At 42.2% G+C, this 21,406-nt stretch carries 20 protein-coding genes and 4 tRNA genes; 12 read left to right on the forward strand and 12 right to left on the reverse strand.

The window, feature by feature from the left end; translation table 11 throughout:
• Positions 1 to 113 precede the first annotated feature (113 nt).
• Positions 114 to 1,604 carry an NAD(P)/FAD-dependent oxidoreductase gene (locus tag FTV28_RS07160; RefSeq protein ID WP_179989874.1) on the forward strand — a complete coding sequence of 497 codons (1,491 nt, stop codon included), beginning with the start codon at positions 114 to 116 and terminating at the stop codon, positions 1,602 to 1,604.
• 75 nt (positions 1,605 to 1,679) lie between these two features.
• Here FTV28_RS07160 and FTV28_RS07165 read toward each other — a convergent pair whose 3' ends face one another.
• On the reverse strand, positions 1,680 to 2,852 hold the full coding sequence (locus FTV28_RS07165) for an acyl-CoA dehydrogenase family protein (protein ID WP_179989876.1): 1,173 nt from the start codon (positions 2,850 to 2,852) through the stop codon (positions 1,680 to 1,682).
• 185 nt (positions 2,853 to 3,037) lie between these two features.
• Here FTV28_RS07165 and FTV28_RS07170 point away from each other — a divergent pair, with 185 nt between their 5' ends.
• The 5 genes from FTV28_RS07170 to FTV28_RS07190 all read left to right on the forward strand — a co-directional run bounded on the left by FTV28_RS07170 (position 3,038) and on the right by FTV28_RS07190 (position 8,315).
• Complete coding sequence (locus FTV28_RS07170) at positions 3,038 to 3,295, forward strand: succinate dehydrogenase assembly factor 2 (protein WP_004974752.1); 258 nt, start codon at positions 3,038 to 3,040, stop codon at positions 3,293 to 3,295.
• Positions 3,288 to 3,710, forward strand: coding sequence for a protein YgfX (locus tag FTV28_RS07175; RefSeq protein ID WP_131260582.1), 423 nt, complete (start codon positions 3,288 to 3,290; stop codon positions 3,708 to 3,710). The genes FTV28_RS07170 and FTV28_RS07175 overlap by 8 nt, the downstream gene beginning before the upstream one ends.
• Before the next feature lie 445 nt (positions 3,711 to 4,155).
• On the forward strand, positions 4,156 to 5,202 hold the full coding sequence (locus FTV28_RS07180; RefSeq protein WP_179989878.1) for a hypothetical protein: 1,047 nt from the start codon (positions 4,156 to 4,158) through the stop codon (positions 5,200 to 5,202).
• Positions 5,203 to 5,305: 103 nt separating this feature from the next.
• Entirely contained in the window at positions 5,306 to 5,887 is a 582-nt protein-coding gene (gene rrtA / locus FTV28_RS07185) for a rhombosortase (protein WP_179989880.1), read from the forward strand.
• Between the two features lie 220 nt (positions 5,888 to 6,107).
• Positions 6,108 to 8,315, forward strand: coding sequence for a TRAP transporter large permease subunit (locus tag FTV28_RS07190; RefSeq protein ID WP_179989882.1), 2,208 nt, complete (start codon positions 6,108 to 6,110; stop codon positions 8,313 to 8,315).
• A 105-nt stretch (positions 8,316 to 8,420) separates the two neighbouring features.
• Here FTV28_RS07190 and FTV28_RS07195 read toward each other — a convergent pair whose 3' ends face one another.
• The 5 genes from FTV28_RS07195 to rnr all read right to left on the reverse strand — a co-directional run bounded on the left by FTV28_RS07195 (position 8,421) and on the right by rnr (position 14,758).
• A complete protein-coding gene (locus tag FTV28_RS07195) occupies positions 8,421 to 9,314 on the reverse strand; it encodes a DMT family transporter (RefSeq protein WP_179989884.1) in 894 nt (297 codons plus the stop codon).
• 101 nt (positions 9,315 to 9,415) lie between these two features.
• On the reverse strand, positions 9,416 to 9,826 hold the full coding sequence (locus FTV28_RS07200) for a hypothetical protein (RefSeq protein WP_179989886.1): 411 nt from the start codon (positions 9,824 to 9,826) through the stop codon (positions 9,416 to 9,418).
• A gap of 21 nt (positions 9,827 to 9,847) precedes the next feature.
• Positions 9,848 to 10,057 carry a YheV family putative zinc ribbon protein gene (locus FTV28_RS07205; protein ID WP_171062592.1) on the reverse strand — a complete coding sequence of 70 codons (210 nt, stop codon included), beginning with the start codon at positions 10,055 to 10,057 and terminating at the stop codon, positions 9,848 to 9,850.
• Positions 10,058 to 10,097: 40 nt separating this feature from the next.
• Positions 10,098 to 12,137, reverse strand: a complete 2,040-nt coding sequence (locus FTV28_RS07210; protein WP_179989888.1) for a M3 family metallopeptidase — start codon at positions 12,135 to 12,137, stop codon at positions 10,098 to 10,100.
• A gap of 197 nt (positions 12,138 to 12,334) precedes the next feature.
• Complete coding sequence (rnr, locus tag FTV28_RS07215; RefSeq protein WP_179989890.1) at positions 12,335 to 14,758, reverse strand: ribonuclease R; 2,424 nt, start codon at positions 14,756 to 14,758, stop codon at positions 12,335 to 12,337.
• Positions 14,759 to 15,022: 264 nt separating this feature from the next.
• Here rnr and FTV28_RS07220 point away from each other — a divergent pair.
• The 6 genes from FTV28_RS07220 (at position 15,023) to FTV28_RS07245 (ending at position 16,989) form a co-directional block, all read left to right on the forward strand.
• Positions 15,023 to 15,112 (forward strand) — tRNA-Ser (locus FTV28_RS07220).
• 15 nt (positions 15,113 to 15,127) lie between these two features.
• A tRNA-Arg gene (locus FTV28_RS07225) sits at positions 15,128 to 15,204 on the forward strand.
• Positions 15,205 to 15,253: 49 nt separating this feature from the next.
• Positions 15,254 to 15,330: transfer RNA gene (locus tag FTV28_RS07230), tRNA-Arg, on the forward strand.
• Between the two features lie 212 nt (positions 15,331 to 15,542).
• Positions 15,543 to 15,619 (forward strand) — tRNA-Arg (locus FTV28_RS07235).
• 193 nt (positions 15,620 to 15,812) lie between these two features.
• Positions 15,813 to 16,310, forward strand: coding sequence for a YcxB family protein (locus tag FTV28_RS07240; RefSeq protein WP_179989892.1), 498 nt, complete (start codon positions 15,813 to 15,815; stop codon positions 16,308 to 16,310).
• A gap of 40 nt (positions 16,311 to 16,350) precedes the next feature.
• Complete coding sequence (locus FTV28_RS07245) at positions 16,351 to 16,989, forward strand: fumarylacetoacetate hydrolase family protein (protein ID WP_154320311.1); 639 nt, start codon at positions 16,351 to 16,353, stop codon at positions 16,987 to 16,989.
• 71 nt (positions 16,990 to 17,060) lie between these two features.
• Here the strand turns inward: FTV28_RS07245 and msrA are convergent, their stop codons facing one another.
• From msrA to FTV28_RS07275, 6 genes are all read right to left on the reverse strand, one after another.
• A complete protein-coding gene (gene msrA / locus FTV28_RS07250) occupies positions 17,061 to 17,582 on the reverse strand; it encodes a peptide-methionine (S)-S-oxide reductase MsrA (RefSeq protein ID WP_070153293.1) in 522 nt (173 codons plus the stop codon).
• Between the two features lie 62 nt (positions 17,583 to 17,644).
• Positions 17,645 to 18,112 carry an META domain-containing protein gene (locus tag FTV28_RS07255; protein WP_004974787.1) on the reverse strand — a complete coding sequence of 156 codons (468 nt, stop codon included), beginning with the start codon at positions 18,110 to 18,112 and terminating at the stop codon, positions 17,645 to 17,647.
• 153 nt (positions 18,113 to 18,265) lie between these two features.
• Positions 18,266 to 19,321, reverse strand: a complete 1,056-nt coding sequence (locus tag FTV28_RS07260) for a DUF4105 domain-containing protein (RefSeq protein WP_004974789.1) — start codon at positions 19,319 to 19,321, stop codon at positions 18,266 to 18,268.
• A gap of 70 nt (positions 19,322 to 19,391) precedes the next feature.
• Positions 19,392 to 19,904 carry a dihydrofolate reductase gene (locus tag FTV28_RS07265; protein ID WP_004974792.1) on the reverse strand — a complete coding sequence of 171 codons (513 nt, stop codon included), beginning with the start codon at positions 19,902 to 19,904 and terminating at the stop codon, positions 19,392 to 19,394.
• Between the two features lie 91 nt (positions 19,905 to 19,995).
• Positions 19,996 to 20,838, reverse strand: coding sequence for a thymidylate synthase (thyA, locus tag FTV28_RS07270; RefSeq protein ID WP_004974795.1), 843 nt, complete (start codon positions 20,836 to 20,838; stop codon positions 19,996 to 19,998).
• Between the two features lie 98 nt (positions 20,839 to 20,936).
• A complete protein-coding gene (locus FTV28_RS07275; protein WP_004974797.1) occupies positions 20,937 to 21,320 on the reverse strand; it encodes an AzlD domain-containing protein in 384 nt (127 codons plus the stop codon).
• Between the last annotated feature and the right edge of the window lie 86 nt (positions 21,321 to 21,406).

Below are 21,406 nucleotides of genomic sequence, written 5' to 3' on the forward strand. Positions count from 1 at the left end.
GATGAAATTGTCCCGAATTGATATAAATTTTAGTAACTTTTGCTAAACTTGACATTGTGTATTGTCAAATTTATGCTTTAATAAAAAACATCATTCAAGCTGGACAATAAAACATGGATAAGCAGGTTGATATATTAATTATTGGGGCAGGGATTTCGGGCATTGGTGTAGCAGCACATTTAAGTCAAAACTGCCCACAGCGTTCTTTTGAAATTATTGAGCGTCGTCAAAGTTTTGGTGGCACTTGGGATTTATTCCAATATCCGGGCATTCGTTCAGATTCGGATATGTCGACTTTTGGTTATAATTTTAAGCCTTGGAAAAAAACCAATGTACTTGCCGATGGCGCATCTATCAAAGACTATCTAGAAGAAGTCATTCAAGAAAAAGCCTTACACTCAAAAATTCATTTTCAGCATCGTGTGTTATCTGCCAATTATGACTCTCAAACACGTAAGTGGATGTTACGTATAGAAAATGCAGTGCAACAGATTGAAACTTGGGTGGCTAATTTTGTTTTAGGTTGCACAGGCTATTACAATTACGATCAAGGTTTTCAGCCTGACTTTCCGAATCAACATGCGTTTAAAGGTACATTTATTCACCCACAGCATTGGCCTGAGAATTTAGATTATCGTGGTAAAAAGGTCTTAATTATTGGTAGTGGTGCAACCGCCATTACCTTAGTACCTGCTATGTCAAAAGGTGGTGCAGCGCATGTCACCATGCTACAACGCTCGCCGACTTATATTGCTTCAGTGCCTGCAATGGATTTTGTTTATCAGCAAATGCGTAAAGTTTTGCCTGAAGATGTTGCTTACAAAATCACGCGCGCACGTAATATTGGCATGCAACGCGCAATTTATGCTTTAGCACAAAAGCAGCCGAAATTACTGCGGACTTTGTTGCTGAAATCTATCCAAATGCAGCTCAAAGGCAAGGTGGATATGAAGCATTTCACACCACATTATAATCCGTGGGATCAGCGTTTATGTGTTGTGCCTGATGGTGATTTATTTAAGATTTTACGCGAAGGACATGCCTCGATTGAAACTGATCAAATTGCTAGTTTTACTGAAACAGGTGTGCAATTAAAATCAGGTAAACATTTGGATGCCGATATTATTGTGTCTGCGACAGGTTTGAATATTCAAATTCTAGGCGGTATTCAAGCCACAATTGATGGTGAGCCTTTGGATACCTCCAAACACATGCTGTATCAAGGTGTGATGGTCAGCGATGTGCCGAATATGGCGATGATTATTGGCTATATTAATGCGTCTTGGACACTTAAAGTGGATGTGGCTGCGGATTATATTTGTCGTTTGCTCAATTATATGGATCGACAAGGTTATGACGAGGTAATTCCTCAAGGTGACCAAACAGAGTTATTGGAAGATACGGTGATGGGCAGTTTGAGTTCGGGCTATATCGCGCGTGCTGCTGATGTGATGCCAAAGCAAGGCAAACATGCGCCATGGCGAGTGACCAACAATTACTTAGAAGATCGCAAAACTTTAAAACAAGCAAGTTTTGAAGATGGTATTTTAAAATTCAAACAAGCTGTGCCTGCACAGCAGCGTAAACCTAAATTAGTGTCTTAAATCGTTGGGTGCAAAAATAATATGGCACAAGAAATTTAAAATTGCTTGCGCCATTTACATGTTGAGGTGGAAATTTTATAAAGAACGTGAAATCAGCTCTTTCATAATTTCATTGGTGCCTGCATAAATACGATTGGCCCGATTGTCTAAGTAAGCACGTGCAATTGGATACTCAAGCATATAGCCATAACCACCATGCAGTTGTAGACATTCATCCACCACTTTGGAGTACATCTCTGAAATTTTATATTTGGCGGCCGCTGCAGCTTCAACACTGAGCTGATCTTGAAGTTGTAACTGCATACATTGATCTAAAAAAGCACGACAGAAATCAATTTCGGTGCGTAATTCTGCCAGTTTAAAGCGCGTATTTTGAAAGCTATGAATACTTTTGCCAAAGGCTTGACGTTGCTGAGTATATTGCAGTGTATGTGCAAAAGCAGCTTCTGCACCTGCTTGGCAAATAATCGCGACAATTAAGCGTTCCCAAGCCAGTTCTTTCATCAGCATGATAAAGCCCATGCCTTCTGCACCCAATAAATTGCTGCGAGGCACGCGGACATTATCAAAAAATAATTCGCAAGTGTCCTGACCTTTCATACCAATTTTATTCAGTGGTTTGCCTTTGCTAAATCCCGCACGGTCTGCTTCTACCAATATTAAAGACAGATTGGCTGAACCTTTGTCTGTGTTCGCTGTTTTACATACCACAATCGCCATGTCGCACAAATAGCCGTTGGTAATAAAAATTTTAGAACCATTAATCACGTATTCATCGCCATCCAATACCGCAGAGGTACGCACAGCTTGTAAGTCTGAACCTGTACCGGATTCGGTCATGGCAATCGCGGTTATCACTTCGCCTGTGGCCATGCGGGGTAACCAGTGTTGTTTTTGTTCAGTTGTGCCAAAGTTATTAATGTAATTGGCGACAATATCTGAATGCAGTGAAAAACCGGTAGCACTGTCACCTGCATAGGCTTGTTCTTCAATCAAAATCATGCTGTATAAACGGTCTACCCCTGAACCTGCATATTCTTCAGGCATGGTGCTACACAGCAAACCCAAAGTACCTGCTTTACGCCATAGCTCACGGTCTACATGCTGCTGCGCTTCAAATTTTTCAGTATGGGGGATGACTTCCTGCAAATAGAATTTTCGTACCAAATCACGAAAACTGTCGTGTTCAGCACTGAATAAGGTGCGCGGTAACATATTGGCAATGGGGCGAATTGCGGCAGATTGCATGGTTTTATCTTCCTGATGTTGTTATTTTGAATTCACCTTAGAAGAATTTATAGGGGGCAACAAGGTGCAAAAGTTTCAATTGCAAATGAAAGATGATGCTTTTGGTCAATGCTGCATAAAAGTCATCGAAACTTTAAAAGGGGTCGGTTAAACTAGCCTGAGTTTAGTTTTAATGGGGAAACCGCATGAGTGATGACATCAGCTTAGAAGAACGCAAAGTGATTTACCGTGCCCGTCGTGGTTTAAAGGAAATTGATGTCTATTTTGACCCGTATGTGAAAAATCATTATTTGACTGCCAGTGCGGAAGAAAAACAAATGTTTGCCGATTTGGTTGAGCAGGAAGACCCAGATTTATTGGATTGGTTTATGGAAGTGTCTGAGCCACCACGTCCTGAGTTGAAAGATTTTATCCGTAAACTAAAGCATTATGTGCATGGCTAAGCAGCAGTTTCAGCTGAAACCTAGTGTCATCGCAATAGTGTTTCAGCTGATGATCGCTCTACTCATCGTTTGGCTTTTACTACAAGTGTTAAAGCCATGGCTTAGCGTTGTATGTATTGTCATTATGGGCTGGACATATTTTAAATTTGTTCGTGCAAACCGAATTGTTGGTTTAGATCAATTAGATGACCGTGAATGGTCAATTTCCTATCTCGCGCCTCGTGTAGTATCACAACAGATTAAAAGCACAGCTCGCCAAATTGAAATTCAGCGTGTGCAACTGCGTCAAGTGATAGATCATCAAATTTATATCGTCATGGAATTTCAGCAAGCCTTTAAACCTGTGGTGATTTGGTGTGATCAGGTTTCCAAGGCGGAATGGAAGGCTCTAAAAGTATTGGCGAAAATGCTCTAATTTACAGACAGCTGTATATTTTTATAATAATAAAAAACTATAAGTATCATAAAGATAAAATTATCATCTATTTTTCGTGTCCTGATCAGTCATTTTATATTGGCATAAAAGATTACACATATCCCTATTTTCAGTTATATTCATTCCAGACAAGTGTAGATCAATACAAATCAGATTCCTGAAATGTGCAGATTTAAATTTAGTCGAAAGATTTTTTAAGATAAGCCCGAATTGGGCATCAGTTAATAAGTAGCATGTGCTGAACCGTCGCAATGCTACTTTTTTTTGCCTAAATTTTGTCGGATGACAGATTTCAGTCAATTTTAGTCACTTTAAAACATGGCAAAGTTATCCATCTGAAGCAGCAAGTAGACGCTTTTATTCAGATATTGCTTCTGCTATGTTTGTTGCAATGGACATAAACACAATTATAGAGGACAGGAAAATGTCGCAAGTCCAAAAAATAGGCCAGGGTGTGGCCGTATTTGCAATCACAAGTTTATTATTATCAGGTTGTTCACAAGTGATCAAAACAGGTGCCAATGTCGCACTTGGATTTACTGAAAAACATATTGTGCCGCCAATTTTAGCGATGGAAGATGCTGAAATGGTGTGTAATTCTGGTAATTCCTTAACCCCTGCCATTATGGCGACTAAAGATATGGGCGCAGACCCAACCCGTGTTGCGGTACTAATGTATTCGGCTGCGGGTATTTGTGCCGAAGAAAAAGCTTTGGATGCTGAATTGCGTTATTTACGTGCAGCAAAAGCAGGGCAAGTGGGCGAAGCGCAAGATGCGCGGATTCAGCAAAAACGTTGGGCGGCTTTGGCGGCACAGCGCCAATACACAGGCTATCAATTGTTTCAGCATCGTTGGGAAAAGAAATATCGGAAACCTTTGGGCGAAGGTTGTCCAAAAATGAACAGTGATATTGATCAAACTGTGTATATGTTGGGGATGTTGAGTGGCTTGCAAGCCATGACCAATGATATTAATTCAGGCGGGGCAGTGCATGTGCCTAAAGATATTGCCGCGATTGTTGAACGTGGTATGACCTGTTTAAACAATGAAAAATTCTGGGGCGCACCAGAGGCTACACGTGCCGTAATTTGGACTTTGCTTCCAGGTGCGGGAGATGGCAAACCTGATCCGTATCAAACCTTAAAGCAGTCGATGCAAATCGGTGAAAATAAAGGCGTGCGTTTATCACACGCTTTATACGCGGTTGCTGCCCAAGCCAGTGGTGAAGATGCCAAAATCCGCGACGCACTCAAAGCCTTTTCTAATGCACGCAGTGACGAAAAACCTGTAAATCCACAATTTAAATTGATTGATGCCATGGCGGGAAGCATGGTACAAGGAATTTCAGACCGTTACTGGACTGAACATACAGGTGTGCGTACGGGTGATCAGCAGCGTTTCTGGGATGAGCAAGATAATTCTTCTGAATTAGATGATTTATTTAATGAGGATACGGCAGCTCAATTGTAAAAATATCAAGATTGCCCAATTCAATATTGACCAGAGGTTTTAGGATTGGGCAATCCGTTTGCCGAAGCACATAACAAGAATAATTTGGAGGATGCAAGCGCCTATGCAATATTCATCTCAATTTCTCAGTCGAAAAATTGTGTTTATTGCGACATGTATGTCGGTTTCGGCATGTTTGCAGATTTTTGCAGAGCATTTTATTTATTGGTCTACACATTTATTGGATGAATTCTGGCGCTTATGGACAGGGCATTGGGTGCATGTGGGCTGGATTCATTATTTGCTTAATATGATCGCCTTTGCCTGTTTACCTTTTATTTTTCCGCATGCCAAAGTATGGCACCTTGTGGCGCTTTTGTTGGTACTACCGCCAGCGATTAGTCTGAGTTTCTATTACTTCCTTGCCGATATTGATGCCTATGCAGGACTTTCTGGGGTGTTGCATGGTGCTTATGTGGCGGTGGCATGTGTGCATTTGCTTTATAAAAAAGAACGTGGCTTTGCCACATTGGTCTTGCTGCTTATTTTATCTAAACTGATTTGGGAAAATACAGTGGGCAGTTTGGGTACAGCAGAATTAATCGGCAGTCCTGTATTAGTTGAGGCACATTTATTGGGGGTGATTTGGGGAGTAATTTTTGCACTGGCTTATATTATTTGGGCCTATTGCATTGATCCGCATTAAAATTACATCAAAATGATGGCAAAAAGGGCTCACAAGAAATCTCACAATTGACCATTTTTACTTAAAAGAAAATCTATATTGTCATTTTAAAAATAACGACGTTCATTCACATTTAAACTGAATACAAAAATGCTCAATGGAAGATGGATATTCCGTTGAATAAGGACAGACAGAAATTCGAGTGTCTCGGTTTCTGCATAGAATAAAAACAGGAAAATATATGCACAATAACGGACAACGCAGGTCTGGCTTGGCTTTGCTCAGACATATATGGACAGAATGGATTTCTACATTCGTTATTTTGATCTTGTTGCTACTGACACTTATTATTGGTACAGGTGAAATGGTACATGGTCAGTTGTTGCGCATGGGTGAACGCCTATACGGTGACCCTGCAACGGGTATGCAGTATTCATTTTTGCGTGCCGAACCCACTGCACCTGACTGCGAACGCAACCCCGATATCGATGCACAAGTACATGCCCAAATGCAAGCCAATGCTGCTGATGAGTTTGCCGATATTTTTGGTACTGCCTCTGAATCAGATGTCCGCGCTTCCATTTTAGCAGCCAAACAAATTTGTGAAGAAAAATTTCAATTTCATGATCAGGCGATTCAGCATATTCAAGCCCATCCAAGCTTGAAAATGTATCGAACCATTGAAACCTCTTTTTTTGGTATTTTTAAATTTGGTACTGAAAACCGTGCCATTTTATTGGTATTGATGGTGGTCTTTGCTGCAATTAGTGCCACTTTAAAGACCCATCACATTGGTTTACGTGGCCTTGCGACCAAAATTGACTTCAAGGTGTATTCGACCTTAATGGTGGTGGCGAATGGTTTCTTAACCTCGTCAAGTATCAGTCAATATCGTTCAGTACTCAATTCAGGCGTACCGATGAGTGGTGAAACGCAAATCATTTACTGGATGTGGATGATTCTGTTTGCAACTCTGACTTTAATTAGTTTATTCCAGCTTATTAAGCCACCTGCACCGACCCGTGAAGGCGGTAGTTTAGGTCTTGCTTTCCTGAGCGTACCTTTGTATGCCTATATGGCAATTAGTACGGGTTTCTCTTTTACCTTCCTGATGGATTATCCAATGGGGCAAGGGATTTACCTAGGGCAACTGGTCGAATTCTCTAGTATTTTCTTGAACTTGGCTTTGTTTATTTGGGCGGGGATGTTGCTCAAACAAACCCGAATTGTGGATTTGTTCCTGAATATTCTGCGTCCGTGGAATTTGGCACCTGAAACTTTAACCTGGCTGATTCTGATTGCTGCTGCATTACCAACGGCTTATACCGGTGCATCGGGGATTTTTGTCATTGCTGCAGGTGCGATCATTTATAAAGAAGTTTGGAATGCGGGTGGACGACGTCAGTTTGCACTGGCGGCAACAGCTATGTCGGGCTCAATGGGGGTCGTGCTTCGTCCATGCCTATTGATTGTTGTGGTGGCATCGCTGAATAAAGAAGTCACAACGGACATGCTGTATCACTATGGTTTGTATGTGTTCCTACTGACTTCAACCCTGTTTTTAGTGATTTCGTTGTTCTTTGCTGAAAATAAATTCCGCATTGCTGCACCGAACATAGCTGCGCCATTGTCCTTACGTGCTTTTGGCCCTGTACTACCATATATCCTCATTTTTGTGTTGATTTGGTTGTTCTATAAATATGCTTTAGACACCAATATGAATGAATTTACTGCACCTGTAATGATGCCGGTTATTTTATTGATGATGGTGTTGTTTGATAAATTGCGCCATGAACCTGCGCCTATTCCAGCGATGGGGCAGTGGGATCAGACTTTAGATCACAAGCCTGTAGCACAACAGACAGCAGCTTCATCTGAGCGCTCATTATTGACTGCACCTGATTCACCATTGCGTCAGTATGGTTTCTTCAAAGCTCTGCATTTATCGACCAGTGAAACGGTGGGACATATTGGGGCATTGGTAATTTTGATGGCGCTTTCAGTCAGTGTAGGTGGCTATTTAGAACGCATTGAAATTATGGAAGCGTTCCCAACCGATATTAGCAGCATCTTTATTGTGATTAGCCTGATTGTTGCCTTGATGATTTTTGTGGGCATGATTATGGATCCATTCGGTGCGGTGATTCTAATTTCTGCAACGGTTGCGCCTGTAGCTTATCAATATGGGATACATCCTGCGCATTTCTGGATGATTACCCTAATTGGTTTTGAATTAGGCTATGTGACGCCACCTGTAGCGCTGAATCACTTATTGGCAAGGCAGTCGATTGGAGATGAAGAAGTCGCTGCAGCCGATGCAGAAGTTCGTCATAAATCGTTCTATTATCGTTATGAGCGTTGGATTTTGCCTATGATTGTGATGCTTCCTGCGATGTTGATTATTGCCTATGCACCGTATGCGTTCAAGCTATTCGGCTGGTATGAATAAGCACATGGATACTTAATCACTGTCATCTTATTATTTAAAAACACCCTGTGGTTCACTACGGGGTGTTTTTTTAATAGGTTGATATGCAGGGAATACAAAGCAGCATTATGAATGCGGGGAGTGATGATTCAGGTGTTTTTGTAACAGTGGACTGCACAAAATAATGGCAAGCAAAATTAGGGCAAAGCCAATTAAACTAAATAAGTCTGGCGTTTCATGCCAAAAGCTAAAGCCCCAAATCCCTGCAAAAATAATCGCAATGTAATTGACAGGGCCAATTTGCCCAGCAGGGGCAAGACGGTAGGCATTGGACATAAAGATCTGACTGATATTGGCCAGCAATCCTGCACCAATTAAAAAACTCAATTCTTTTAAGTTGTAAGGACGCCATGACCAGAACATCGGTACAACAGAAATGAGTGTCCCAATCATGCAAAAATAAAACACAATGCGTTCAGGCGGTTCGGTTTGAGTCAGGGCGCGTACCGTGACAAAAGCCATCGCTGCTAAAAAACTGGCACTGAGTCCAATTGCGGACATGCTATTAAACATACCTGCATCGGGTTTGGCGACAAATAACACGCCAAATAAACCAATGAACGCAGCCCATAGCATTGGTTTGGTGATTTTTTCTTTAAGGAATAGCCATGCAATTAAGGGAATAAAAATAGGCGATGAATAGGTGAAGACCATCGCATTGGACAGTTTTAGATTGGCAATCGCGTAGAAAAAACCATACATGGCGGTTAATCCGACTACCGAACGCCAAGTGTGCATCCATAACTTTTCAGTTTTAAAAAAGCCCAAGCCTTTATTGAAAATGAGCGGGATAAAAATAAACAAACCAATGAAATTACGGAAAAATACCACTGTGGCATTATCTACCGTTTCTGATGCGTAACGAACGCACACTCCCATGAGTGAAAACAGAAAGGCAGAGTAGGTCAACAGCATAATTGCTTTGAGCAAATTTTGTTGGGCAGAACCAGAAGATGTCATACAAATAAAGCCAGAATAACCTCTGGCTATTCTAGCTTAAATTGGCTACAACACTGACCCTTTATCGTATTTTAAAATGACTGATGTGAAGCAGAGGAGGCTTACTGTGCCAGTTGGGCTTCCAGTATTTTGATTTGTTCTTCTTTCAGTTTAATCAATTCATCGGCATCGTTATGTTGCTGTTTTAATAAGGCACGTTGATCATTCAGCTGATTTTGAATGTCATCTAATTTAGCCACTTCTTCTTTGGCAAGCGCTGCATTCTCAGATATAGGTGCTTTGAGTAAATCTTCTGTGACCAACTGTTTTGGTGCTGCTTTATCTTCTTGCAATGGCGTTGCTTCAGCAGGTGCAGCTTTCGCTACAGGCGCCGTAGTTGGGGCAGTTTCTATAGGCGCAGTATTGTTGCTATCGCCCATCCATTGAAAGATAAATACGGCAATAATGACAATAATTAACCCGCCCGTAATGGCCCATAAGAGCTTAGGGTTATGTCGTTGATCTTCAGTCATGCGTTGTTGAACCTTATTGTTTTACTTTGACTGACGCGGCTTAAACTGGATCACCCCAATTTCATCTGAAACCTCTGGGATTTCAGGTTCATCAATATGTGTCGGACGGTTTTCCGTATAATCACACTCGATACATTCGATCCATTCAGCTTCGCCAGCGGTGAGCATGACAACCCGATCCATCGCCTGACATTTTGGACATTTTGCGCCTGCAATGAAACGACGTTTAATGGTCATCACGACTCCCCTAACTTCATCTAAAGTTCTTAGTTTAAGCGTTTTTGACTGTGTTCGTCCAACCTTGATGACGTAATAGTGCGTCTATTTTTGGCTCGCGTCCGCGGAAATTGATAAATGCGTCAAGCGCTGAATCTTTTCCGCCAACTGCTAGAATAAACTGTCTAAACTGCTTGCCAGTTTCAGTATTAAATAGCCCTTCATTTTCAAAGCGATCAAAGGCATCGCTGGCTAAAACCTCTGCCCATTTGTATGAATAATATCCTGCAGCATAACCGCCTGCGAAAATATGGCTGAAGCTGTGCTGGAAGCGGTTGTAGGCTGTAGTTGGCGCAACGGCATAGTTTTGGCGGATATCATTCAGCATGGCTTGAATCTGTTCTGCATTTAAAGCAGGGTTGCTGCGGTGAATACTTAAATCGAACAGGGCAAATTCAATTTGGCGCAGGCTTTGCATTCCCGACTGGAAGAAACGTGCATCTAACAGCGCTTTAAGCAGGTGTTCTGGCAGGGTGTCTTGGGTTTCAATATGCGCACTCAGCATATCTAAACTGTCTTGATCCCAAGTCCAGAATTCCATGAATTGGCTTGGTAATTCCACCGCATCCCAAGCGACACCGTGTGTACCTGCCACAGCAATATTATCTACTTCAGTCAGCATGTGATGTAAGCCATGTCCAAATTCATGGAATAGGGTGATGACTTCATCATGCGTTAAAAGCGCGGGTTGATCTGCCACAGGCGGGGTAAAGTTACACACCATATAGCAAATTGGTTTTTGTAAACCTTGTGCCAATTGCATGCGTGAACGGAAACCACTCATCCATGCGCCGCCGCGTTTGCCTGTACGGGCATATAGATCAAAGTAAAAACCACCAATCACTTGACCTTGATCTTCAAGTTCAAAATAACGTGCATCAGGATGCCAAACAGAGGCAGCGCGCTCAATAATATCGACATCGTATAAACGCTTGACGATGCTAAATAGACCTTCAACCACTTTCGGTGCAGGGAAATATGGTTTTAACATTTCTTGTGAAAGGTTAAATTGCTGTAATTTTAATTTTTCAGAATAGTAGCCTGTATCCCACGGTTGTAAGGTATCAATCCCATCTTGGGCGGCAATGGCTTTGAGTTCGGCAATTTCTTGTTCTGCAGGTGCACGAGCATGTTCTGCCAGTTCACGCAGGAATTGATCGACTGCTTCGACACTTGGTGCCATTTTGCTGGCAAGGGATAATTCTGCATAGTTGTTAAAACCGAGCAATTGCGCCATTTCTTGACGTAAACGCAAGATTTCTTCCATGATCGGGGTGTTGTCAAATTCAGACTGGGCTGATTGATCGGACGCGCGAGTAGTGTATGCCTGATACAAGGTTTCGCGCAAAGCACGATCATCGGCATAGGTCATAATGGCTAAATAGGCAGGAATATCCAGTGTTGCCACAGCTTGTTCCAATTCGCGTTGCTGACCATATTGTTTCAGCAATTCAACGCTGCTTGGCGGTAAACCTTTGAGCTGATCTTCGGACAATACTTTGTAATAGGCTTGGGTGGCATCCAACACATGATTGGAAAAGTCTGATGACAGTTGCGATAAACGCGCTGAAATTTCAGCATAGCGTTTTTTAGCTTCACCTTCTAAGGCCACACCTGACAGTTTAAAGTCGCGCAATGCCAGTTGAATTGCGCTTTGTTGTGCAGCAGGCAAATCTTTAAAGGTGTTGGCGTCGTGAATATGTTGATAGCTTTGATACAACACCGTGTGCTGACCCAATTGAGTGTAGTAGTCGCTTAAACTTGGTAACAGCGCTTGATACACTTCGCGGGTTTCAGGATTATTCATGACCGCATTTAAATGTGACAGCACGCCCCATGCTTCGCTTATGTTATTTTCGAGCTGATCAATCTGTTCTAAAACATTTAATTGCGCCGTCGTATTTTCAGGTACTGCAGTCAGATTATTTAAAAAGTTTTGTCCCTGCTGAATGGCATGCTCAATTTTTTGTTTTAAATCTGCCAGGGTAATTTGATCAAACTGTGGAACAGGTAAAGTTGCTTGCTGTAATTTCATTTTTTGAGTGCCATCTAAATTTCTTTCATGATTTATAGATGTAGGGCTTTTGAGGGCTGAAATCAAGGCATAAGGGCAGATTTAGCTAATCAAGGTGATAAATTCAGCACAATACGGCTGTTTGACGCAATCCCCAAAAACAAAAAGAGCCGTAGCTCTTTTTGAAGTTGTTAGAAAGAAGTTGAAAATAGTTGATGCTAGTCCAATTTAGACTTGGCATTGGCTTTTTTCTTTTTCACCTTGGTCTTTTTTTTGGCTTTGTCTTTCGGTTTGGCTTCCGACTTCGCTGAGGTTTTTTTACCGTAAGAGCTCGGTTTGCTTTTTGGCTTTTTCTTCGGCACAGGTTGCTCACCGTTTTCACTTAAAGTCGCCTTGCTTGGACGCTCAGAAAAAACTTCTTCAGTGGCTTCACGGCTGAACGGTTTTGCCACGCGCGGTGCGCGCATACGAATAGCACGACCTGCATGGGTGAGTTGCTGCATGAGCTCAAAATCAATTTTGCGATCTTCTAAATTGACAGTCGCGACTTTAATTTTAACTTCATCGCCCAAGCTAAAGCTTTGACCACGTGCTTGTCCAATTAGACTTTGGCTGGCTTGGTCAAATACAAAGAAGTCATCGCCCAACTGGCTGACATGAATCATGCCATCGACATAAAGGTCTTTGAGAGTAACAAATAAACCAAATTCGGCTACTGCAGAAATTACGCCCACAAATTCTTCACCCAAATGCTGCTGCATATAGTGGCATTTTAGCCATGTGGTGACAGAGCGCGAGGCTTCATCGGCACGACGTTCAGTTGCAGAATAATGTTCGCCTGCATCATCTAAAGCTGCGCCTGAAAGTGGAGATGGCTTTTGTTTTAAATGCGCTTTAATGGCACGGTGTAACAATAGGTCAGGGTAGCGACGGATTGGCGAAGTGAAATGCGTGTAGGCATCGTAAGCTAAACCATAGTGACCTGAATTATTGGCGCCATAATAGGCTTGCATCATTGAGCGTAATAACACCGCGTGAATACTTGGCGCATCAATACGATCTTTAGTGGCTTCAATCACCGCTTGATAGTCGGTCTGAGTTGGTTGTTCTGGGAAATGTAGCCCAAGTAATTTGACAAAATCACGGACTTTTTGAATACGTGAAAACTCTGGCGGTTCATGCACACGGTACAGCATCGGCACATCATGTTTGAGTGCATATTCTGCTGCTGCGACGTTGGCGAGTAACATACATTCTTCAATCAGTTTATGCGCATCGTTACGGCTGCGCGGCAAAATTTCTTTAATTCCACCTAACTCATCAAAGGTCATGTAGGTTTCAACGGTTTCAAACTCCATGGCATGACGTTCAGCACGTAAACCTTTCAGCACTTGATACAGTTGGAACAGAGTATTTAATGATTTGCGCACCTCCCGATCTTCTGGAATTGCCGCACTATCACCCTCAAAATATTGTGCCACTTGAGTATAGGTTAAACGTGCTTTGGAATGCATGACCGATGGATAAAATTCAAAACCTGTGACACGACCTGCGCGTGACAGTTTTAAATCGCAGACCATACACAAACGGTCAACCTGCGGATTCAGCGAACATAAGCCATTCGATAAAGCTTCAGGCAACATCGGCAATACAAAATGCGGGAAATAGACTGAAGTCCCACGTTCCTGAGCTTCATCATCCAGAGGTTTGCCTGTGCGGACGTAATGGCTGACATCGGCAATTGCGACCACGACACGGTAACCACCGCCTGGACGTTTTTCTGCATATACTGCATCGTCAAAGTCGCGGGCATCTTCACCATCAATAGTCACTAAGGCTAAATCGCGTAAATCAACACGTCCTTCACGGTCTTGGGCAGTCGGTTCTTGAAAGCTTTCAGCTTCTTGAATGACATCTTCAGGAAATTCATACGGCAGACCAAATTCTAAAATGGTTTGCGGAATAATAATTTCAGTTTCGGCTTTGTCTGCCATCGACTGAATAATATGTCCTGTGGCAAATTCTTCGCGGGTTGGATAGTCGTCAATCGCAATGCGCACAGAATCGCCCAATTTAACTTGGGCATGTTCAATTAATTCTTTTTCAAGGGTAATGGGTTGATGGCTATTTGGCTGGGCAGGCTGAATAAAATATTCACCATCGTATTCTGACAATTTACCAATGATTTGTTTGACACGACGCTGGGTGACTTCGGTAATAAACCCCCATGCCTTGCCTTTACGATCTACCGATGTCTGGCGGACTTTGACTTGATCGCCATTAAACACCAAACGTAGTTCGCGTTCAGGCAATAAAATATCTTCATGACCTGCAATATTGGCTGTGCCTAAACCTTTACTGTTGATGTAAACCGTGGCGTCATGAGTCGGTTGTTCTGCAGCCAGCTGGAACTTGAATCCATCTTTCATGAGCTGACCATCACGTACCATGGCAATTAAACGATGGCTCAGGGCGTCAATACTTTTTTGATCGGCAATCGCAAAATGCTCTACCAAGTCTGCATGTGACTGTGCCGCTTGCAAGGTTTCAATGGTTTCTAAGATTAAGGTACGGCTTGGAATAGGATTTTCGTAGCGTTCGGCTTCAGCTTTCGCTTCAGGATCGACCCAATTTTTCATCATGGAATAAACTTCATGTCAGAAGATAGGTTTAGCATAAGTCATGTACGGAAAGACTGCACGTAAATGATTGCAATAATGTGTTTTCTGTCGTTATTTTACGATGTTTCTAGTTTTTGTGCAGCGATTGCCAAAAGTTCAGGCGTAATTCTGGTGATGAATCCTGAAAATTGTTTAAAAAATATTTAATTGAGCAAAAATATGCAAAAATTGTGGTATCGAAGCTTGCAGTGCTACCACTTAATTTGTATTATGGCGGCACGTTACGGTGAGATGGGTGAGTGGCTGAAACCACGTCCCTGCTAAGGACGCATACGGGTAACTGTATCGAGGGTTCGAATCCCTCTCTCACCGCCACGCTTTACTTATGTCGCGCTCATAGCTCAGCTGGATAGAGCACTTGGCTACGAACTAAGGGGTCGGGAGTTCGAATCTCTCTGAGCGCACCAATAAGTAAACCGAACAGTAACGTATCGCCTAAATTGGCACACAAGTAATGCGCTCATAGCTCAGCTGGATAGAGCACTTGGCTACGAACTAAGGGGTCGGGAGTTCGAATCTCTCTGAGCGCACCAACTTGAACAATCAACCGCTTAAATGCGGTTTTTTTGTGCCTGAAATTTAGTAAACTCAAACAATAATCAGTTTATTAAAAAGAATAGCGTACTCATGGTTTTACGTTAAAATTCTTTTGAATCGTCCAATATCTGTGCATTTGATTGCAAAATGATGAATTAATACTTAACAGCCAGAAAAAAACACGTATAATGCACCCCATCAAGTCGTCGCGCTCATAGCTCAGCTGGATAGAGCACTTGGCTACGAACTAAGGGGTCGGGAGTTCGAATCTCTCTGAGCGCACCAACTTGAAATAAAAAACCGCACTTTTGATGCGGTTTTTTTGCATCTACACTATCTAAAAATGATGAAATTTCTGTGTCAAAAGCATGACCATTGTTTTACGTCTGGCTTTGAGCGAATAAACACGAAAAAAATAAGGAAAGTGCTCAATCTAGTGTAAGATTTAGCTCAATTTGAATGACTTGATGATGAGCTTATGTCTGACACGCAGCCAGCATTGTCTTTGCGCTATTTTTTAAATTTAGAAGAATCTCAAGACGGCTTTGCCCTTGCGACTTTTGGTAAAAAACAATTTACCCGTTTTATTACACCGTTGATTAGTGTGGCGATTATTGCTTGGGGCTTTTATTTGGGCTTCGATGGGGTAGGTCGCTATTATGTTGCACTCGGTGCTTTCTTTTTAATCTTGCAAACTTTAATGCGTTATTGGTTTTTGCCAATGATGTTTAAACGCCAGTTTGTAAAATACCAATTTGGAAAAAGCGAGCAAGGCGTTGATTTATTTCAGGACTATGCCGAGCTGTATGCCAATGGTCGTAAACAGGTATTTCATTATAACGAGGTGCAAAATTTCGCTGTGGGTAAACTCACCTATATGCTGGAATTAAAAAATCGTACAGTGGTGATTGTACCGAAACGTGCATTTAATCTGCCTGCAGAACAAACGGTTTTTGAAAATACTTTTAAAAAGTAAGTTTTAATTTTCCCAATTTACGAGTTATTTGAGGATGATCATGAGTACACGTCCATCTAAAATTGTCTGTGTCGGTCGCAGTTATGCAGACCATGCCAAAGAATTAGGTAATGCTGTACCTGATCATCCTGTGTTATTTATTAAACCGCCAAGCAGTTTACGCAGTTTAAGTGATGGGATTACGTGGAATAAGGTCTGGGGCAATTGTCACTATGAATGTGAATTGAGTTTACGCATTGACCAGCCTTTAAATGCAGACACAGATCCTGCCAAAGTATTGGATGCTGTAAGTGCAGTGACTTTGGGCTTGGATTTAACTTTGCGTGAATTGCAGGATGAACTTAAGAAAAAAGGACAGCCGTGGGAACGAGCCAAAGCGTTTGACGGTTCTTGTGTGTTGGCAGATTGGGTGGATGTATCGGAAATTCAGGACTGGAAAAACGTGCAATATCGTTTGGACATTAATGATGAATTACGTCAGCAAGGCGATACCAGTTTATTGATTTTTGATATTGCGGCATTGTTGGCAGATATTAGCCAAGTATTTAGTTTAGAACCTGGTGATGTGGTAATGACTGGTACACCTGCAGGGGTGGCAGCATTACAGTCGGGCGATCAGTTGAAGATGACCTTACAAGGACGTACTCAGGCATTTGTCTGGACGACTTTTGTAAAATAAATAGTGGTGTAAACGGTGATGTCATCAAAAGATGAGTATCACCGTTTTGTACTTGCTTTTAAATCCAATGGTTATACTTTCAGTAAATGCTGAAATTTACTGCGTAATTTATTCAGTTTCGGTGGAATGGAAAAATTGCAGTAGCCCTGATTTGGATTTTTGGCAAAGAAATTCTGATGATAGTCTTCTGCAGGGTAAAATTCAGGTGCTGCACTGAGTTCAGTCACAACATTCACACCTTCAGCTTGTAATGCTGCAATCATCTCGGTGGCAGCTTGTTGCTGTGTAGCATCTAAATAATAAATCACAGAGCGGTATTGTGTGCCGACATCATTGCCCTGACGGTTTAATGTGGTTGGGTCGTGTGTGGCAAAAAACACCTCAAGTAATTGTGAATAGCTGATCTGCTGCTCATCAAAATCAATCAAAATGACTTCTGCATGTCCGCTGTCGCCACGGCAAATATCTTCATAGCTTGGGTTTAAGGTATGTCCACCTGCATAACCGCTGGTGACTTTTTCTACGCCTTGCAGTTGTAAAAATACGGCTTCGACACACCAGAAACATCCGCCACCAAACAATGCTTGTTGCATGATTTTGTCCTTATATTTTATGAATAAACCATTTTAAGCCTGTCTATTATTAGGCTTAGCCGTTAACGTGCAGCCGTTGGTGTTTCAAATTGAATCAGTAAATTTCCATGGCGATCTAGCAATTTCAGGGTTTTACCATAGACCTGATAATGCGTCACTTTATTTAGGGCTTCATGAAATTTCTGATCTAAGTTGTTGTTATTTAAGCAAGCCATTCGCGTGGTTGCCAATTGCCCCAATTGTAGGGTGTCACGTCCTGCGACATAACTACCGCTGAGTCGGTTACAACTATCTGAACCTGTGACTGTTTGTGTGGCGGCATCAAAGTTTAAATATGGCAAGTTTTGGCGGTTTGCTTCTGTTTTTAACATGCTGTTGCCCAATTGCGTAGCAGTCCATGTACGTTGTACTAAGTTGGCTTGATTGATTGCGCTAATTTGGCTTGCACTCGTTTGAGTTGGCATAGTTTCACATCCTGATAAAGCAATCATTGCACCCAATAAGGTGATCCCGAAGTATTTTTTTAGCATGGAATGATCTCTAATTTTTTGAAATTGTTGCTATCTAAACAAATTATGCGCCGTGGCTCTAGTTAAACTTGTATGTTTGCTGCAACTTTTTCCAAGATATGGTGTGGTTTTTTCTCTGAATTGATTGTATCTGCGCAAAATGACCAAAATAGGTCAGGGCAGCACTTTGTTCTGATAAGTCGGATGCGAATAAGGCGTGCTGATGTTTGCTGAAGAATCGAGCTGCACGCCTTGTCGAATGAGCGCGGAAAAGTCTTGGCTGTGGATATCTTTTAAGTTTTCCACACGTGGGTTAATGTGGGCACGTTGATACCAAGTTTGCATATCCCAACGATGATCCAGCGCATGCAAATCATATAAATAATTGGGTAAATAACCCGAAGCAAACAGACGATAGTCGGCAGGGAAACGTTTTTGAGATACTGCCTGAATCATGTCAAACAGTAGCGTGGTGCAATTACTGGTCAACGTATTATACCAACGCGCTTTGGCGGCTAAAGCATCGGCTTTATGCAGATATTCCTGAAACAGTGCTTGTGCTTCTTGTGGATTGAGCTGGATCGGGAAAAAATAAACTTGCTCACCCCGAATATTGCTGCGGGTGTAGATGATATCTTTTTCATCGGCAGCGACAAGGCTGAGTTCATATTGCCGAAAGAAGCCACCAATCGCAGAAAACTCTTCGTGTTTTTCTTTGCGAATTTCAATGGAAAAGGTGAGTGGCGCTTGATCGGCAAAGTCAAAACTGACTAAGGTATGCGCAATTTTTGGCCCCATCCAGTAAGAGGTGATGATATTCACCCCCGTAATCTGTTTCAGGTTAAATTGGCGGGTTTCCCAACGTTCGGTATAGCGACCATCGGCATGCCAGTCAAAATTGCGGACATTGTGCAGCGTGACCTGATCTTGTACTTGTTCATAATGCAGCATACGGGCTACTTCAGGGTTCCAGTCACGGTCTTGCTTGGCATCCATCCCAAAATACCAAAACAGCCCCAAGGTAAAACCCAAAAGATAAACCAAAATATCCTGATTGCGACTGAGCAAATGCTGAGTGATATAAATGCCCAAAATGCTGAGGGTGAAGGCTAGCCAAGTCCCAATCAGCACACGGCTCATTAACCAACCCAAAGGCTGATGAATCCACAAGGCCATACTGAGCCAAATAGAAGAAAGAACGACACCTAAACTGAAGATGAAATGCAGCATCCGCCATTCCTGAGGCAAAGTTAAATTCCGTTTAAGTCATCATAATCAAATATTGCCAAGGCTGTCAGCATTATTTTTGATAGCGGGCAAACTCAAAGGCAATCCCTGATTTTTCATCGACATGCTGTTCTGAGGCCACTTTTTTAAACTCGGCAGGAATGGCAGGATAATGCGCATCTCCCTGAACATCTAGTTCAATATGTGTCAGTTCCAAACGGTCAGCAATCGGCATAGTTTGGCTAAAAATTTCACCACCACCAATAATAAATAAAGTGTTTGGTTTTTCTGAGGCTTGAACATCGGCAACGGCTTGTTGCAAGGCATCTTCAATGCTATGCGCCACTTTTGTGCCTTCAAATGCCCAGTTTGGGTCGCGGGTAATCACCCAATTGACACGTTTAGGCAGGGTGCGTCCCATCGACTCCAAGGTTTTGCGTCCCATAATCACCACGCCACCTTGGGTGATTTCTTTGAAGTGTTTTAAGTCTGCCGAAATATGCCACGGCAATTGGTTACCCTGACCAATGCAGCGTTGTTGATCCATAGCGACTACGTGTACAACTTCTAAATTTTGAAATGACATAATTAGGCTCGTATTTTCTTAGTCTGCCAAGCATCTTTTGGGGACGTTGGGGCAATTTAAATGTTGAGATGCTAAATCTAGCAACAGGCAATTAAACAGCGACAGGTGCTTTAATTGCAGGATGTGACTCATAGCCTACAATTTCAATATCTTCAAATTTAAAATCGAAAATATCTTTGATTTCAGGATTGAGTTTTAACTGACATAACGCCAGTGGTTCACGGCTTAGCTGTAACTGTGCCTGTTCAAAGTGGTTGGCATATAAATGCGTATCGCCACCTGTCCAGACAAAATCTCCGACTTCTAAATCACAGACTTGCGCGATCATGTGGGTTAGTAAAGCATAGCTGGCAATATTAAAAGGCACGCCTAAAAACACATCGGCACTGCGTTGATATAGCTGGCATGAGAGTTTGCCGTTGTGCACAAAAAACTGGAATAAAGTATGGCAAGGCGGTAAAGCAACTTGACCTGCTTCTTTCGGGTTCCAGCCTGACACGATTAAACGCCGTGAATTTGGATTGGTTTTAATTTCATTGATTAACCATGCAATTTGGTCAAAACCATCTTGCTCATACAGACCATCGGCTTTTTGTGTTGCACCAAAATTACGCCATTGATGTCCGTACACTGGGCCAAGTTCACCTTCAGGACGACCAAAGCGCGCGGTTTGTTCTGCGGTAGACCATTCATCCCAAATACTGACTTTATGTTCTTGTAGATATTTGACGTTGGTATCGCCTTTTAAAAACCATAACAGCTCAATTACGATAGAACGGAAATGTACTTTTTTGGTAGTCAGCAGTGGAAAACCTTGTGCAAGGTTAAAACGCATTTGGTGCCCAAACACTGAACGTGTGCCTGTTCCGGTACGGTCACCTTTGTCGCCACCATGGTCAAGAATATGTTGGAGTAGGTCTAAATACTGGCGCATAGCGTTCTCTGGTCAAGCAAAAGAAATATTTTTTGTTTGGGCAATTCGATGCCCAGTAAATCAGAAAGAATAATAGCAGAGTTTTTAAAGTTGTGACTTTATTGTGTGTCGGAAGCGTGATGTTGATGCAGTAAAGCCAACGGCGAAAACAGGCAAATAGCCAAAGCGGTAAAGCCAATGCCTTGAGCGCCCGACAGTAAAATTTCACCGTGTTGAATCTGCATGAAAATTATTGCGAGTAACAACGCCAGTGGAATCCAAGTCAATAGTCGTGCCAACCAACCTGTGGGATGTTGTGCAGTAAAATGAATTTTGCAGTAACGACAAATTAAAAAAACAATACCTGTGGCCAGAAACATTAAAATCGCATCGAGCTTTAAGGGTTCTAAGAAGTATACCGCTGCAGTGACCAGCGCGATCACCATCAGCAGGGCAATTTTCTTTGTGACCGCAACCTGTGGGTTAAACCAAAATTCAAGCATGTGAGATATTGATGTCTGAAAAGTGTAAGTAATAGATAGCACTGTAGCATAAAAAAGGCGAAGATTGACTTCGCCTGAATGGATGA

Origin of the sequence: Acinetobacter sp. YH12252, assembly GCF_013417365.1 — a bacterium.
Classification (GTDB): Bacteria; Pseudomonadota; Gammaproteobacteria; order Pseudomonadales; family Moraxellaceae; genus Acinetobacter; species Acinetobacter towneri.

Coding starts and splice junctions, on each gene's coding strand:
- FTV28_RS07160 (WP_179989874.1), top strand. CDS start 114: ATGGATAAGCAGGTTGATATATTAATTATTGGGGCAGGGATTTCGGGC.
- FTV28_RS07165 (WP_179989876.1), bottom strand. CDS start 2,852: ATGCAATCTGCCGCAATTCGCCCCATTGCCAATATGTTACCGCGCACC.
- FTV28_RS07170 (WP_004974752.1), top strand. CDS start 3,038: ATGAGTGATGACATCAGCTTAGAAGAACGCAAAGTGATTTACCGTGCC.
- FTV28_RS07175 (WP_131260582.1), top strand. CDS start 3,288: ATGGCTAAGCAGCAGTTTCAGCTGAAACCTAGTGTCATCGCAATAGTG.
- FTV28_RS07180 (WP_179989878.1), top strand. CDS start 4,156: ATGTCGCAAGTCCAAAAAATAGGCCAGGGTGTGGCCGTATTTGCAATC.
- rrtA (WP_179989880.1), top strand. CDS start 5,306: ATGCAATATTCATCTCAATTTCTCAGTCGAAAAATTGTGTTTATTGCG.
- FTV28_RS07190 (WP_179989882.1), top strand. CDS start 6,108: ATGCACAATAACGGACAACGCAGGTCTGGCTTGGCTTTGCTCAGACAT.
- FTV28_RS07195 (WP_179989884.1), bottom strand. CDS start 9,314: ATGACATCTTCTGGTTCTGCCCAACAAAATTTGCTCAAAGCAATTATG.
- FTV28_RS07200 (WP_179989886.1), bottom strand. CDS start 9,826: ATGACTGAAGATCAACGACATAACCCTAAGCTCTTATGGGCCATTACG.
- FTV28_RS07210 (WP_179989888.1), bottom strand. CDS start 12,137: ATGAAATTACAGCAAGCAACTTTACCTGTTCCACAGTTTGATCAAATT.
- rnr (WP_179989890.1), bottom strand. CDS start 14,758: ATGATGAAAAATTGGGTCGATCCTGAAGCGAAAGCTGAAGCCGAACGC.
- FTV28_RS07240 (WP_179989892.1), top strand. CDS start 15,813: ATGTCTGACACGCAGCCAGCATTGTCTTTGCGCTATTTTTTAAATTTA.
- FTV28_RS07245 (WP_154320311.1), top strand. CDS start 16,351: ATGAGTACACGTCCATCTAAAATTGTCTGTGTCGGTCGCAGTTATGCA.
- msrA (WP_070153293.1), bottom strand. CDS start 17,582: ATGCAACAAGCATTGTTTGGTGGCGGATGTTTCTGGTGTGTCGAAGCC.
- FTV28_RS07255 (WP_004974787.1), bottom strand. CDS start 18,112: ATGCTAAAAAAATACTTCGGGATCACCTTATTGGGTGCAATGATTGCT.
- FTV28_RS07260 (WP_004974789.1), bottom strand. CDS start 19,321: ATGCTGCATTTCATCTTCAGTTTAGGTGTCGTTCTTTCTTCTATTTGG.
- FTV28_RS07265 (WP_004974792.1), bottom strand. CDS start 19,904: ATGTCATTTCAAAATTTAGAAGTTGTACACGTAGTCGCTATGGATCAA.
- thyA (WP_004974795.1), bottom strand. CDS start 20,838: ATGCGCCAGTATTTAGACCTACTCCAACATATTCTTGACCATGGTGGC.
- FTV28_RS07275 (WP_004974797.1), bottom strand. CDS start 21,320: ATGCTTGAATTTTGGTTTAACCCACAGGTTGCGGTCACAAAGAAAATT.